Source organism: Pseudomonas sp. P8_241, from assembly GCF_034008315.1.
Lineage (GTDB): Bacteria > Pseudomonadota > Gammaproteobacteria > Pseudomonadales > Pseudomonadaceae > Aquipseudomonas.
In genome coordinates, this window is the sequence record NZ_CP125377.1 from 314,280 (window position 1) to 328,637 (window position 14,358).

11 protein-coding genes are annotated in these 14,358 nt (G+C 59.3%); all 11 read left to right on the forward strand.

Translation table 11 applies throughout. The features are described 5' to 3' along the window. Positions 1–6: 6 nt before the first annotated feature. Positions 7–1,245 carry a cellulose synthase complex periplasmic endoglucanase BcsZ gene (gene bcsZ / locus QMK58_RS01435; RefSeq protein WP_320395783.1) on the forward strand — a complete coding sequence of 413 codons (1,239 nt, stop codon included), beginning with the start codon at positions 7–9 and terminating at the stop codon, positions 1,243–1,245. Next, positions 1,221–5,237 carry a cellulose biosynthesis protein BcsC gene (locus QMK58_RS01440; RefSeq protein ID WP_053160651.1) on the forward strand — a complete coding sequence of 1,339 codons (4,017 nt, stop codon included), beginning with the start codon at positions 1,221–1,223 and terminating at the stop codon, positions 5,235–5,237. The genes bcsZ and QMK58_RS01440 overlap by 25 nt, the downstream gene beginning before the upstream one ends. Before the next feature lie 54 nt (positions 5,238–5,291). After that, the gene (locus QMK58_RS01445) at positions 5,292–5,915 is read left to right on the forward strand and encodes an SGNH/GDSL hydrolase family protein (protein ID WP_320396511.1); all 624 of its coding nucleotides are present in this window, start codon (positions 5,292–5,294) and stop codon (positions 5,913–5,915) included. Beyond that, a complete protein-coding gene (locus tag QMK58_RS01450) occupies positions 5,912–6,580 on the forward strand; it encodes a cell division protein FtsQ (protein WP_320395784.1) in 669 nt (222 codons plus the stop codon). Before QMK58_RS01445 ends, QMK58_RS01450 begins: the two co-directional genes overlap by 4 nt. An 18-nt stretch (positions 6,581–6,598) precedes the next feature. Continuing rightward, entirely contained in the window at positions 6,599–8,014 is a 1,416-nt protein-coding gene (locus QMK58_RS01455; RefSeq protein ID WP_053160653.1) for an MBOAT family O-acyltransferase, read from the forward strand. Between the two features lie 11 nt (positions 8,015–8,025). Beyond that, positions 8,026–9,168, forward strand: coding sequence for an alginate O-acetyltransferase AlgX-related protein (locus QMK58_RS01460; RefSeq protein ID WP_320395785.1), 1,143 nt, complete (start codon positions 8,026–8,028; stop codon positions 9,166–9,168). A 218-nt stretch (positions 9,169–9,386) separates the two neighbouring features. Continuing rightward, positions 9,387–10,274, forward strand: a complete 888-nt coding sequence (locus QMK58_RS01465) for a TauD/TfdA dioxygenase family protein (RefSeq protein WP_053160654.1) — start codon at positions 9,387–9,389, stop codon at positions 10,272–10,274. 18 nt (positions 10,275–10,292) lie between these two features. Then, positions 10,293–11,318, forward strand: a complete 1,026-nt coding sequence (locus QMK58_RS01470) for an ABC transporter substrate-binding protein (protein ID WP_053160655.1) — start codon at positions 10,293–10,295, stop codon at positions 11,316–11,318. A 5-nt stretch (positions 11,319–11,323) separates the two neighbouring features. Next, a complete protein-coding gene (locus QMK58_RS01475; protein ID WP_053160656.1) occupies positions 11,324–12,184 on the forward strand; it encodes an ABC transporter ATP-binding protein in 861 nt (286 codons plus the stop codon). 21 nt (positions 12,185–12,205) lie between these two features. Further along, positions 12,206–13,072, forward strand: coding sequence for an ABC transporter permease (locus QMK58_RS01480; protein ID WP_053160657.1), 867 nt, complete (start codon positions 12,206–12,208; stop codon positions 13,070–13,072). Positions 13,073–13,225: 153 nt separating this feature from the next. Then, entirely contained in the window at positions 13,226–14,146 is a 921-nt protein-coding gene (locus QMK58_RS01485; protein WP_053160658.1) for a LysR family transcriptional regulator, read from the forward strand. Positions 14,147–14,358: the final 212 nt, after the last annotated feature.

Consider the following 14,358-nt stretch of genomic DNA (forward strand, 5'->3'; position numbering starts at 1 on the left):
CAGTTGATGAAGCCATTCTCTGCCATGCAAACTCTGGAGCGTTGTGCGCGATGGCTCAGTCTGTCGGCATTGCTGATGGCCTGGCTGTTGCCTGTAACAGCGCGTGCCGAGAGCAATTGCAGTCAGGAGACATGGCCGCTGTGGCAAACTTTCGTCGAACATTTCGTGCAGCCCGATGGTCGGGTATTGGATGCCAGCACACCGCAACGGCATAGCTCATCGGAAGGCCAGTCTTACGCGATGTTCTTTGCGCTGGTGGCCAATGACCGTGTGACGTTCGACAAATTGTGGCGCTGGAGCCAGGACAACCTTGCCGGCGGGGATATCAAGACGAACCTGCCAGGGTGGTTCTGGGGACTGGACGAGAATGGAAGCTGGCGTTTGCTGGACAGTAACTCGGCCTCTGACGCCGATCTGTGGTTTGCTTACGCTTTGCTTGAAGCCGGACGCTTGTGGCACGTCGACGCCTACACCCTGGCTGCGCGGCAGATCTTGCACAACGTCGCGACCCAAGAGGTTGCCGATTTGCCGTGGTTGGGCAAAATGCTGATGCCGGGCAAGGTCGGTTTCATCAAGCCAAACCTGGAAGCGCCCAACCAGTGGCAACTTAACCCCAGCTACATGCCTGTGCCGATTCTGCGCCGCTTTGCCGAATTTGACCCCAAAGGTCCCTGGGCGCAAATCACCAAAAACACCGTGACCCTGATCAAAGCGGTGAGCGCGAAGGGATACGTTGCCGACTGGGTAAGCTATCGCGCCACCGGTGTTAAAAGTGGCGAGTTTATCGTCGACCCGGTGAAAGGTGAGTTGGGCAGTTATGATGCAATTCGCACTTACCTGTGGGTGGGCCTGATGCCCGTTGGCGACAGGTTCCGCAAACCCTTGCTCGACAGTCTCGGTGGCATGGCGCAAGCCACGGCAGTCGATGGCGTTCCGCCGGAGAAAGTCCAAGCGCAAAGCGGGGTGCGAAGCGGTGTCGGGCCTTTCGGATTTTCGGCCGCGCTGCTGCCGTATTTCAAAGCCTTGGGGAACGCATCTTTGCAACAACAGCAGGCTCTGCGCGTGCAACAACTCATGGCACAGAGCCTGACGCCTGAAGCGGTAAAGGCCGCTCAACCACCCTATTACTTTTTTGTACTCAGCCTGTTTTCGCTGGGCTTTATGGACAATCGCTATCACTTCCTCGAACACGGGAAGTTGCAACCGATCTGGGAGATGAAATGCCAGCGCGCCGTCACGCCGTAGCCTTCGGGATACTTGCCGCCCTGATTCACAGCAGCAGTCATGCCGCGCTCAACGACGCAGGCAAGGCGCTGCTGCAGCAGGGGCAGTTCTGGCAGGCACAAGACAACCAGGCCCGGGCGACCGAAGTCTGGAAAAAGCTGCTGTTGATCGATCCACAGCAAGCCGATGCGCTCTATGGTCTGGGTCTGCTTGAGCTCAAAGCCAAGCGTATCGAAGGGGCGAATCAGTATCTGGACAAGCTCAGGCAGTCCCATCCGGGTGAGCCACAGACCTTGCTGCTCGAGCAAGCCATCGCCATGCAGGCCGGCGAAAAAGGCGATGAACTGGAACAGGCGCGGTTGCTGGCCACTGCGGGTGACCTGGATAAGGCAATACCAATTTATCGACAAATTTTTGCTGACAAACCACCGCAAGGTGAGCTTGGACTGGAGTTCTACAGCTACCTTGGTTACACGTCAGGCGGCTGGAGTGAAGCGCGCCAGGGCCTGGAGCGTTTGCTGCAACAGAACCCGGACAACGCCAAGGTCAAATTGGCATTGGCCAAATTGTTGATTCGCAATGAAACCACGCGGGTCGAAGGTATTCGGCGCCTCGGGCAATTGTCGACCCTGCCGGAACTGGGAGGCGAGGCCACCGAAAGCTGGCGTGAAGGCCTGACATGGCTGGGCTCGCCACGGCCTGCTGAAATTCCATTGTTCGAGGCCTATCTCAAGGCAAATCCGGACGATGATGAAGTCCGTACACAAATGAACAGCCGTGGCGCTGCTGCCGTGGCGGCACAACAGAGTCCGTTCTTGGTGCGTGGTTTCAAAGCCTTGCAGGACAATCAGCTCGCGATCGCCGAACAGGCATTTCTCGCACGCCTTAAAGAGCAGTCCCAGGACGCAGATGCCTTGGGTGGCCTTGGCGTCGTGCGCCAGCGTCAGGGCCGTTTCGGTGATGCCAATGAGTTGTTCACCCGCGCTGCTGCCCGTGGCGGCAATCCGCGCTGGCAGTCGGCGCTGGAGAGCAATCGCTACTGGGATCTGCTTGGGCAGGCCGAGAGGGCCAAGGCCAATCATGATTTGCAAAAGGCTCGCAGCTTCCTGCAGCAAGCGATCGCCAGCAAACCGCGTCAGGTTGAGGGCTACGTTGCCCTGGGCGATGTCCAGGCAGAACTGAGCCAGCTGGACAATGCCGAGGCGAGCTATCGCCGGGCACTGACACTGGACAATGACAACCCGGGCGCACTGCTGGGACTGATCACAGTGATGGCCCAAAACGGTCAGGCCAGCCAGGGCTTGAAGATGATTGAGGGGTTGGACCCGGCCCAGCAGCAACGGCTTGGTGATTTGCGTCCGATGCGTGCAGCTGTCGCCGTGGGTCAGGCAAAAAATGCCGAAAGCAGCGGTGATTTGAAAGGCGCGATTGCCGCCCAGCAAGAAGCTGTTCGCAATGACCCGAAAAATGTATGGATCCGTTACGATCTGGCGCGTTATTACGCCCAAGCCAAGACCCCGGACAAGGCCCGGCAAACTATGGCAGAACTGCTCAAGGCCGATCCGCAACGTATCGACGCCTTGTACGCCAGCGCCCTGTTGTCGAGCCAGTTGGGTGATTGGACGGCGGCACAAAGTACCCTGGATCGTATTCCGCTGAGCCAGCGCACTACAGCGATGCAGCAACTGGCTGCGCAGGTTCAGGTGCAATCGCTGACAAGCCAGGCTTCGACCTTGGCCAAACAGGGAAATCGTACTCAAGCCATCACCTTGCTGCGCCGCGCCGAACTGGCGGCCAATGGCAAACCTGAGTCCATGGGCCTGCTGGCATCAGCGTATGTGGATGCTGGCGAAACCGAGCATGCGCTGTCGATGCTGCGCAATGCTATCGCGCAGAGCAGTACTCCTTCGCCGGCACTGCGTTTGGCCTATGCCGGTGTGCTGCTCAAAACCGGTGACGATATGCAGGTCAACCAGTTGCTCCATGAGTTGCAGAGCCAGCCATTGTCGCCCGCCGATCAGCGTAGCTACGACGAATTGCTGTATTTGTACGCCATACGCCAGGCCGATTTGCTGCGTGAGAAGGGCGACCTTGTCGCCGCCTACGATACCCTTGCACCTGCCTTGGCCCAGCGTCCAAATGACCCGTTGGCAGTCAGCTCGCTGGCGCGTATGTACCTGGCCAACAACAACGCCCAAAAAGCCATCGAGCTTTATCGACCGTTGCTCGACAAAGCGCCGGATGATCCTCAATTGCAGATAGGCATGGCCCAGGCCTTGAGCAAGTCCGGTGACGCTCGAGGGGCCGAGAAAGCCACGGAAAAGGCACTGGAGCTGGCGCCGAACGATGCACAGATTCTTGCGACCGCCGCAGGCATTTATCGCACCCAGGGCAAGAGCGCCAAAGCGGCTGAACTTTACGCGCGCGCGCTGGCATTGCAGGGACCGGCCAAGGAAGATGCCAATCCTTTTGCCGGCACCGTTGCCGCCAACCCATTCGTGGGCAAAAGCGGTCAACGCAGCCAGTCGCGACTGTCTGAGGCTACACTGTCGCAGATTCCTGCACCGGCTCAGGTGCAGATTGCGACCGCGAGCGAAGAACCTGTCCCTTCCACGCGACTGCCTGCTGCCAATACGCTGGCGATGAACGATGACGCTGAAGCCTATATGCCACAACCGACTCGTGGCAGTGTCGACGCAACCCCTCGTATGGCCTCAACCAAAACCCTGGACCCTCAAGCCGAGGCGCGACAGTCGATGCAGAGCGCCCTCAATCAGATCAACCAGGAACGCAGCCCGCAAATCACGCAGGGTGCGACCATCCGCAGCAACGACAGTGAGTCTGGACTGAGCAAGATCACTGACGTCGAAACGCCGTTGGAAATAAGCCTGCCGGTGGGTGATGACCGCGTTGCCTTGCGTATCACGCCGGTGTGGTTGAATGCGGGTGGAATGAGCGATTCTGCCCAGACGCGGTTTGGCGGTTTCAGTGATTCGAAGGTTGGCGAACTTCAAGGTTTGCTCGCAACCGGTCCGACGGCCGATCAATTGGACGCGTTCGACGCCAGCATCGACGGATCCGTTGGAAGCCAGAAAGACAGTGGCGTTGGCTTCGCGGTTGCCTACGAGAACCCTTCACTGGGCCTCAAGGCCGACCTGGGCACCAGCCCCGTGGGCTTTCTGTACAGCACCGCGATTGGCGGCATCAGTATCGATCGCTCCTTCAGCGAAGACAGTGATTTTCGCTATGGCCTGAGTCTTTCCCGTCGTCCGGTCAACGATAGCCTGACCTCCTTTGCCGGTACCCGCGATGACCGCAGTGGCTTGAAGTGGGGCGGCGTCACGGCCAATGGCGGTCGCCTGCAGCTGAGTTTCGACAATGGCGACTACGGCGCATACGGTTATGGTGGTGCGCACAAGCTGGTGGGCAACAACGTCGAATCCAACAGCCGAGTGGAAGCCGGTAGCGGGGTGTACTGGTACTTGCTTAACGACGATAGCCATCAACTGACGCTGGGGCTGAACCTCACAGGCATCAGCTACGACAAGAACCAGAACAATTTCACCTATGGCAATGGCGGCTACTTCAGCCCGCAGAACTTCTTCTCCATCGGCGTGCCTGTCGGCTGGTCGCAACGGACCGATCGCCTGAGCTACTCGATAAAAGGTGCGGTAGGCCTGCAACATATCGAGCAGGACTCCTCACCGTATTTCCCGAACGACAGCGACATGCAGGCGGTACTTGAGCAGGCCTCGCAGATTTATGCCGCGGCGGGTACCAGTGTGCCGACCCACTTTTCGTCGCAGAACAAAACCGGCATCGGCTACAACCTCAATGCAGCCGCAGAATACCGTTTTGGCGACAATGTCTTTTTCGGTGGCAGCCTGGGGCTGGATAACGCCCAGGATTACAAGCAGTGGACCGGCGGCTTGTACCTGCGGTACATGTTCGAAGACTTCACCGGCCGCATGGCGATGCCGGTCAGTCCATACCGTTCCCCTTATTCGAATTGAGTAGCAGGAGTTTCTATCGTGGCAGCATCGATTTTAGCGGGCATGACTATCCTGATGATTGGCGACAGCCACCTGGCGACGCCTGACTATCTGATTTCCAGCCTGCATGACAACCTGGTAGCACAGGGCGCGAAAGTGCATACCCTGGGGATTTGTGGCGCCAATGCTGGCGACTGGCTCAAAGCCACGCCGGGCACCTGTGGTGGTGCCGAGCGCCGCGACAGCGAAAAGACCATTGTGCTGGGAGGCAAAGCCGCAACCTTGCCGATCAGCCAGTTGCTGGCCAGCGACAAGCCGGACCTGGTTCTGATTGTCATGGGCGACACCATGGCCAGCTACACCAAACCCGCGTTTCCCAAAGCCTGGCTATGGCAGCAGACCACCGCGCTGACCAAGGAGATTTCGGCCAACGGGACCCGCTGTGTCTGGGTCGGACCGAACTGGGGAACCGAAGGCGGCAAATACGGCAAGACGTTTGCCCGCGTCGAAATGACGTCCAAGTTTCTCGCCAGCAACGTTGCACCCTGCAGCTATATCGACTCGTTGCAGTTCTCCAAGCCAGGCCAATGGGCCACGGTCGACGGACAGCATTTGACCGCGCCCGGTTACAAAACCTGGAGCCAGGACATCAGCAAGGCATTGCTCGAAGCACCTGCCGTCAAGGACGCCAAAAAATGACCAAGTTGTCCGCAGCGCTAATCGCCCTCCCGGTGTTGGTGATCAGCACCCTTGCCAGTGCAGAAGTTGCGTTGTATCCCACCGGTCCCAGCGAAGACGCAGCGTTCATTCGCTTCGTCAACGCCAGCACCGCGCCATTGGACGTGATTGCTCAGGCGGGTCAGCCGCCGATGCGCCTGGAAGCGGCGCAACCGGTGTCGCTGTTTTTCCCGGTGCAGGCGAGCAGTCCGGTCAAGGGTACTTTGGTCAGTGGTGCACAAAAACTGGCCATGGACCTGAAAATCGAACCCGGGGAATTCGCCACGGTGGTCGCGATTCCAGACGGTAATGGCATCCGGCAAGTCGCGGTGCGCGAGCAGCCGGACGACTTCAACGGCCTGAAGGCGTCGCTGGCGTTCTTCAACGTCGACGCCGGGTGCCCCGATGCCAGCCTGCGCCCTGCCGGGCGTACTGCCGACCTGTTCAAGGCGGTGCCTGTCGACAGTCTGCAGCGTCGGTCGATCAACCCGGTAACCCTGTCGGTGCAACTGGTGTGTGCAAACGCCAACGTCGGTAATCCGCTGGATTTGGGCGAGCTCAAGGCGGGCGAGCGTTACAGCGTGCTGCTGGTGCCTTCGTCCACCGGGCCGCGTCTTTTGAACGCCACGGACACTTTGTCTCACTGATCGGATTCTGCCGCCGCCATGGTCTTCGCCTCACTCGAGTTCCTGACGCTGTTTCTGCCTGCGTTCCTGTTGGTGTATGCCCTGGGCAAACCCGCCTGGCGTAACGTCATCCTGCTGATCGGCAGTTGGCTGTTCTATGGCTGGCTGAGTCCGCTGTTCCTGACTCTGCACGTGGTGTTGACCATCGTCGCTTGGGTCGGTGGTCTGCTGGTGGACCGTGCCCGGGACGGTTCAAAGGGCCGGGTGCGGCTGTTGATCGCATTGATCGTCTTCAACACGGCTGTGCTGTGTTGGTACAAGTACGCCAACATCCTGGCCGGAACCTGGAGCGAGCTGATCACCTACTACGGCGCCATGCCGCTGGAGTGGCAGCGGGTGGCGCTACCGGCAGGGCTTTCGTTCATCGTGTTGCAGGCGATCTCATACCTGGTGGATGTCCACCGGCATACGGTGCCGGTGGAGCGCAACTTCATCAATTATGCGACGTACATTTCGATGTTCGGGCACTCGATTGCAGGTCCGATCATTCGTTATGACTGGGTGCGCCGTGAACTGACGCAACGCTATTTCAGTTGGCAGAACTTTTCACTGGGTGCCCGGCGCTTCATGATCGGCATGTGCATGAAGGTGCTGGTGGCGGACACTCTGTCGCCACTGGTGGACGTCGCTTTTCATCTGGAAAATCCGTCCTTTGTCGATGCGTGGATCGGCTGTCTGGCCTATTCGCTGCAGCTGTTTTTCGACTTTGCCGGCTACAGCGCGATGGCGATCGGCCTGGGCCTGATGCTGGGTTTTCACTTCCCGGAAAACTTCAACCGCCCGTACCTGGCCAGCAGCATTCAGGACTTCTGGCGGCGCTGGCATCTGTCGCTGTCGAGTTGGCTGCGCGATTACCTGTACATCGCTCTGGGCGGTAATCGCAACGGCGCCTGGAAGACCTATCGCAACTTGTTCCTGACCATGGCCATTGCCGGTTTGTGGCATGGCGGCGATAGCTGGAACTACCTGTTGTGGGGCTCGGCCCATGGCATCGCGTTGTGCCTCGATCGCTTATGGTCGCGCTCCAACCTGCCAGGCATTCCGCCCTTGTTGTCGCACACTCTGACGCTATTGTTTGTGTTCCTTGCCTGGACCTTGTTCCGTGCCCCTGACTTCCATACGGCGTTGTCCATGTACGCCGGCCAGTTCGGTCTGCACGGCTTCGCCCTGGGCGATGCGCTGGCGGTGACCCTGCGTCCGGTGCATGGTCTTGCGGCCTTGCTCGCAGTGGTGTGCATCGTTGCGCCGCTGTTGCACGGCCGTTATGAGCAGCGGTTTGGCGGCTATGGGTTCTATGCACCAATGGCGGCCTTGTGGCCGGTGGCGGGTTTTCTGCTCTCGTTCGCGTTGATCGCGAGTCGTGAAGCCGTACCCTTCCTGTACTTCCAGTTCTGATGGCCGCGCACATGTCCTCTTCATCCCACGTCCCGGTTCCTCCAAGCGAATTCAATGCCCGCATCAGCAAGATGGCGGGCGTTGCATTTGTCACGTTCCTGGCGGTTGGCTTTGCTTCCTGCGCGTGGCTGTTGCTCAGTGGCAAGGTCGAGATGCTGCCGCCAAAGCTGACGATGGACGACGTGCTGCACGGCGAGGTGACCCACAAGATCGCCAAGCAACTGTCGAAGGCCGTGGTGCCGGAGCTGGCTGCGAACCTTGAGCGTGGCGGCAGCTGGCTGTTGCTGCACGATACCGGTCCGCGGGTACGCTCCGGTTGTGAGCACTGGTTGTTCCTGACTGACGAGATGCGCATCAACCGCCACGCCCAGGCCAATGCAGTGACCAAGGCCGATGTCGTACGTGATGTCCAGCAACGATTGGCCAAACGCGGTATTGCGCTGCTGGTGGCGGTGGTACCGGACAAGAGTCGAATCGCCAGCGCGCAACTGTGTGATCTGCGTCGCCCGACGCAGTTACAGGCGCGTGCCCAGGCATGGGTAGAAGGCTTGAACCAGGCGGGTATCGCCGCCATAGACCTGGCGCCGACGTTGCAGCCTTTGGGTGCCGAGGCCTACCTGCGCACCGATACTCACTGGAGCGAAACCGGATCGGCGGCGGCTGCCAACGCTGTCGCTAAGCAGGTTCAACTGATGGGCATCAGCGCCACGCCGCATAAAGAATTTGAAGTGAAGGTGCAGGCGCCGGCGCGCCGCCCTGGCGATCTGGTTCGCCTGGCTGGCCTCGAATGGCTGCCAGTGAGCTGGCAACCGACGCCGGAAATCGTGGTCGCCACCCAGACAAGCGAAAAGACTGCCCAAGTCCAAGGTGGCGACGATAACCTTGATGACCTGTTCGGTGACGACAACTTGCCGAACGTGGCGCTGATCGGCACTTCATTCTCGCGCAACTCCAACTTCGTCGGCTTTGTGCAACAGGCCCTGGGTGCACCGATCGGCAATTTTGCAAAGGACGGTGGCGAATTCTCTGGTGGTGCCAATGGTTATTTCAACAACCCGGCATTCAAACAAACGCCACCCAAGCTGATTATCTGGGAAATCCCGGAGCGGGATTTGCAGACGCCTTACAGCGAAGCAATTGACTGGGCCGGATAGCGGATTACCTGGGCAATGGCAGTCGTCAAGGACGCAGTGAAAATGCAATATCGTTATTCGTTAACGGTATTTAAATTAAGTTTCTTATACCTATAAAGTTAATCCCCTGCGTACCTGCCGACCAATCGGCGCGCCGCACGACACGAACCAACACGGGACATCCGTGAGTTTCTGATCGACGCGCGCGCCTTTGAGCGTGCCGTGCGTGGGAGTGATTTATGTCTTCAGCTTCAGCTTCGCCAAGTATCGCGCCACAGTTTTTCGACATCCGCCCGTTTGACGGAGCGGTAGGCGCCGAGATCATCGGTCTCGATTTGTCCCGTCCGATCAATGATCAGGATTTCGCCAGCATTCACCGCGCGCACCTGGATCATCACGTGGTGGTGTTCCGCGACCAGCGCATCACTCCTGAGCAACACATTGATTTCAGCCGCCGGTTTGGCGTGTTGCAGATCCATGTGCTCAAGCAGTTTTTGTTGGTCAACCACCCGCAAATCCTCATCGTTTCCAACATCGTCGAAAACGGCCAAAACATCGGCCTCGGCGATGCCGGGAAGTTCTGGCACTCCGATCTCTCCTATAAAGAACTGCCAAGCCTGGGCTCGATGCTGCATGCCCAGGAGCTGCCGTCAGAAGGCGGCGACACATTGTTCGCCGACATGCACAAAGCCTGGGACAGCCTGCCGCTCGCGTTGCGCAAAGCGGTGCAAGGGCGCTCGGCGGCGCACTCCTACACGGCGCGTTACAGCGAGACCAAATTCGAAGGCAACTGGCGCCCGACCCTGACGCCGGAGCAACTCGCCCAGGTCGCTGAAGTCGTCCATCCGGTCGTGCGCACCCACCCGGAAAACGGCCGCAAGGCATTGTTCGTCAGCGAAGGGTTCACCACCCGCATCGTTGGCTTGCCGGAAGACGAGAGTCAGCAACTGCTGACCGAGCTCTATGCCCACAGCGTGTTGCCGCAAAACATCTACCGACATCAGTGGCAGCCCCACGACCTAGTGTTCTGGGACAACCGTTCGCTGATCCACCTCGCCGCCGGATGCCCCAGCCATCTGCGCCGCAAGCTGTATCGCACCACCATCCAGGGCGACGCGCCTTTCTGATTTGTCGGAGATCTGATCATGTCCAAACGTCTTCCATTCGCACCGCTGGCCGCCGCAATCGGCCTGGGGTTCAGCCTGATCGCCGGCAGCCTGGTGGCGCCGACCGTGGCCCACGCCGAGGGTGAAATCCGCATTGCCGAACAGTTCGGCATCGTTTACTTGCTCCTCAATGTGGTACGCGATCAAAACCTGATCGAGAAGTACGGCAAGCAGGAAGGTATCGACATCAAGGTCGACTGGACCCAGCTCTCGGGCGGTGCAGCGGTCAACGATGCGTTGCTGTCGGGCTCGATCGATATTGCCGGCGCCGGTGTCGGCCCGTTGCTGACTATCTGGGATCGTACCCACGGCAAACAGAACGTCAAAGCCGTGGCTTCCCTCGGCAACTTCCCGTACTACCTGGTGAGCAATAATCCCAAGGTCAAAACCATCGCCGACTTCACCGAGAAGGACCGCATCGCGGTACCGGCGGTCGGCGTTTCGGTGCAGTCGCGCTTCCTGCAGTACGCGGCTGCCAAGCAGTGGGGCGACAAGGAGTTCAACCGTCTCGACAAGTACACCATCGCGGTTCCGCACCCCGACGCGACAGCCGCGCTGGTGGCCGGCGGCACAGAGCTGAGCGGGCATTTCTCCAACCCGCCGTTCCAGGATCAGGAGCTGGCCAATTCCAACGTACATGTGGTGCTGAACACCTATGACCTGCTCGGCCCGAACTCGCCGACGGTACTGTTCGCCACCGAAAAATTCCGTGATGAGAACCCGAAAACCTACAAGGCGTTTATCGATGCGCTGACAGAAGCGGCGCAATTTGCGCAGAACGACAAAGGCGCCGCGGCCGACACTTACATTCGCGTCACCAAGGCCAAAATCGATCGCGCCGAGCTGCTGAAAATCATCGACAACCCGCAGTTCGAATTCAGCGTCACGCCGAAAAATACTTACCCTTTGGCCGAGTTCCTGTACCGCGTCGGCGCGATCAAAAACAAGCCGGACTCATGGAAGGATTACTTCTTCCAGGACGCCAAACCGCTGCAAGGGAGCTGACTGAAATGAACGCCCCTTTGCAAGGCCACACGGTCAGCAAACCGATCGCGGCAGCCCAAGCGCTGCTGTCGGTCGATAATGTCAGCCTGGAATACCGCACGCCGCAGCGCGTGGTGCGGGCGACGCATCAAGTCAGTTTCGAGATCGATCCGGCGGACCGCTTTGTCCTTCTGGGCCCGTCCGGTTGTGGCAAGTCGACGTTGCTCAAGGCCGCCGCAGGCTTCATTCAGCCAGTGGAAGGCGAGATCCGTCTGCAAGGCCAGCGCGTCGATGCGCCGGGACCGGACCGGATCGTGGTGTTCCAGGAGTTCGACCAACTGCCGCCGTGGAAAACCGTAAAGCAGAACGTGATGTTCCCGCTGCTGGCATCGAAAACCCTCAAACGCAAGGACGCCGAAGAACGGGCGCTGCACTATCTGGAAAAGGTCGGACTGGCGGCGTTTGCCGATGCCTATCCGCACACCTTGTCCGGTGGCATGAAGGCCCGGGTCGCCATTGCCCGGGCGCTGGCGATGCAGCCGAAAATCCTGTTGATGGACGAGCCCTTCGCGGCCCTGGATGCCCTGACCCGACGCAAGATGCAGGAAGAGTTGCTGCTGCTCTGGGAGGAGGTGCGCTTCACGCTGTTGTTCGTCACGCACTCCATCGAGGAGGCGTTGGTGGTGGGCAACCGCATCCTGTTGCTGTCGCCGCATCCGGGCCGGGTGAGGGCGGAGGTCCACAGCCATCAATACGATTTGCACAGCCTGGGCGGTGTGGCGTTTCAGGAGTCGGCGCGGCGCATCCATCGGTTGCTGTTCGATGAAAACCAGTCGCCGCAAACCGAGCACGAGCTGGATTTTGCCGACATCCGTATCGCTTATTGAGCCAGTTGAGAGGAGGGCCCGATGAGCCATTTATCATCCCCGCGTGAAGAATTCGAAACGCTGTTGCAGCCGCTGACCAGCGTGCCGCTGGAGCGCGAACTGCCGCTTGGCCAGCGCCTGTGGCAACAAGGCTGGCTGCGTAAAAGCCTGATCCTGATTTTGCTGGCGGTGCTTTGGGAAGCCGTTGCCCGCTATCAGAACAATGACCTGCTGTTGCCAAGTTTTTTGCAGACTTCTCACGCTTTATACGAGGGTATGCTCAGCGGTGAATTGCTCGGCAAAGTCTGGATTTCATTAGTGGTGTTGCTCAAGGGTTACCTGATCGGCATCGTTCTGGCGTTTGGCCTGACCACGCTGGCGGTGTCGACTCAATTCGGACGAGACCTGCTCAGTACCCTGACCTCGATGTTCAACCCGTTGCCGGCCATTGCGCTGCTGCCGCTGGCGCTGCTGTGGTTTGGGCTGGGGCAGAACAGCCTGATTTTCGTGCTGGTGCATTCGGTGCTTTGGGCCTTGGCGCTGAACACCTACGCCGGCTTCCTCGGCGTCTCGGAAACCCTGCGTATGGCCGGGCGTAACTACGGTCTCAAGGGCATGCGTTTTGTGCTGTTCATCCTGATTCCGGCAGCACTGCCGTCGATCCTCGCCGGCCTGAAAATCGGTTGGGCGTTTGCCTGGCGTACCTTGATCGCGGCCGAGCTGGTGTTTGGTGCGACGAGCGGCAAGGGCGGGTTGGGGTGGTACATCTTTCAGAATCGCAATGAGCTGTACACCGACAAGGTGTTTGCCGGGTTGGCGGTAGTGATCCTGATCGGGTTGCTGGTGGAGAACCTGGTGTTTGATTCGTTGGAGCGGGTAACGGTGAAGCGGTGGGGGATGGTGCGGTGATCCGTTGATTTTGTGTCGGGTTGGGAAAAGATCGCAACCGTCGGCAGCTCCTACATGGATCTGCGTACATCTGTAGGAGCTGCCGAAGGCTGCGATCTTTTGATCTGCTAGCATTGCGTGTGAATCAACCCTGATCAGTCATGAGTGCTCGCGATGCAGTTGCCAGACATGAACCTGCTAATCGCCCTCGACGCCTTGCTCGACGAGGGCAGTGTCGTGGGCGCTGCGCGGCGGATGAACCTCAGCCCGGCGGCGATGAGCCGGACATTGACACGCATTCGCGAAGCCATCGGCGACCCGATCCTGGTACGTGCCGGGCGAGGCCTGGTGCCGACGCCCAAGGCGCTGGAGTTGCGCGAGCAGGTGCGCAGTGTGGTGGAGCAGGCGGCGTTGCTGTTTCGTTCGGCCGATGCGGTGGAGTTGGGCTCATTGCGGCGGCGGTTCAGTATTCGGGCCAACGACTTTTTTGTCGGCGTTTACGGCGGTAAGTTGTTCGATACCCTCGACCGGCAGGCGCCGCACTGTGAGTTGCGTTTTGTGCCTGAGGGTGATGGCGACGATGAGGCGCTGCGTGAGGGGCGCATCGATTTGAGCATCAGCAACACCCGGCCGCTGACGCCGGAAGTGAAAGTGCAGAATTTGTTTTCCACGCACTTTGTTGGCCTGGTGCGTGAGGATCATCCGCTGTTTGATGAAGAAATCACTGCAGAACGGTATGCCGGATTTTCTCATATCAGCATGTCCCGACGCGGTATCGCGCGAGGGCCGATCGATACCGCACTCAATGCACTGGGGTTGGAGCGTCGGGTGGCAGTGATTGCGCCGAGTTTCCATGCGGCAATGTTCGCGTTGCCCGATTCGGACCTGATTCTGCCGGTACCCAAGGAAGCATTGTTGAGCGTGCGACGGCTGGGATTGAAGCTGCGCTCCTTTGACCTGCCGATCCCGTTGCCGACCTTGATGCTGACCCAGGCCTGGCACCCACGTTTCGACAAGGACCCGGCCCATCGGTGGATGCGCGAAACGGTCAAGGCGTGTTGCGATGAGACGTGGCTCGCCGCGCAACCCGTTTGAAATCCTGCCCAAATCCCTGTAGGAGCGAGCCTGCTCGCGATGAGGGCTGCGCAGGCACATCTTCATCGACTGGCTTGGCGCCATCGCGAGCAAGCTTGCTCCTACAGGGTTTGTATTGTTGCGTCTGGTGCATTTATAAGCTGCCGAGAAGTTGATTTTCGTCAGGCATCACCCTTCCTAAAATGCTTCCGGTACTTTCCTTCCGGAGCTCG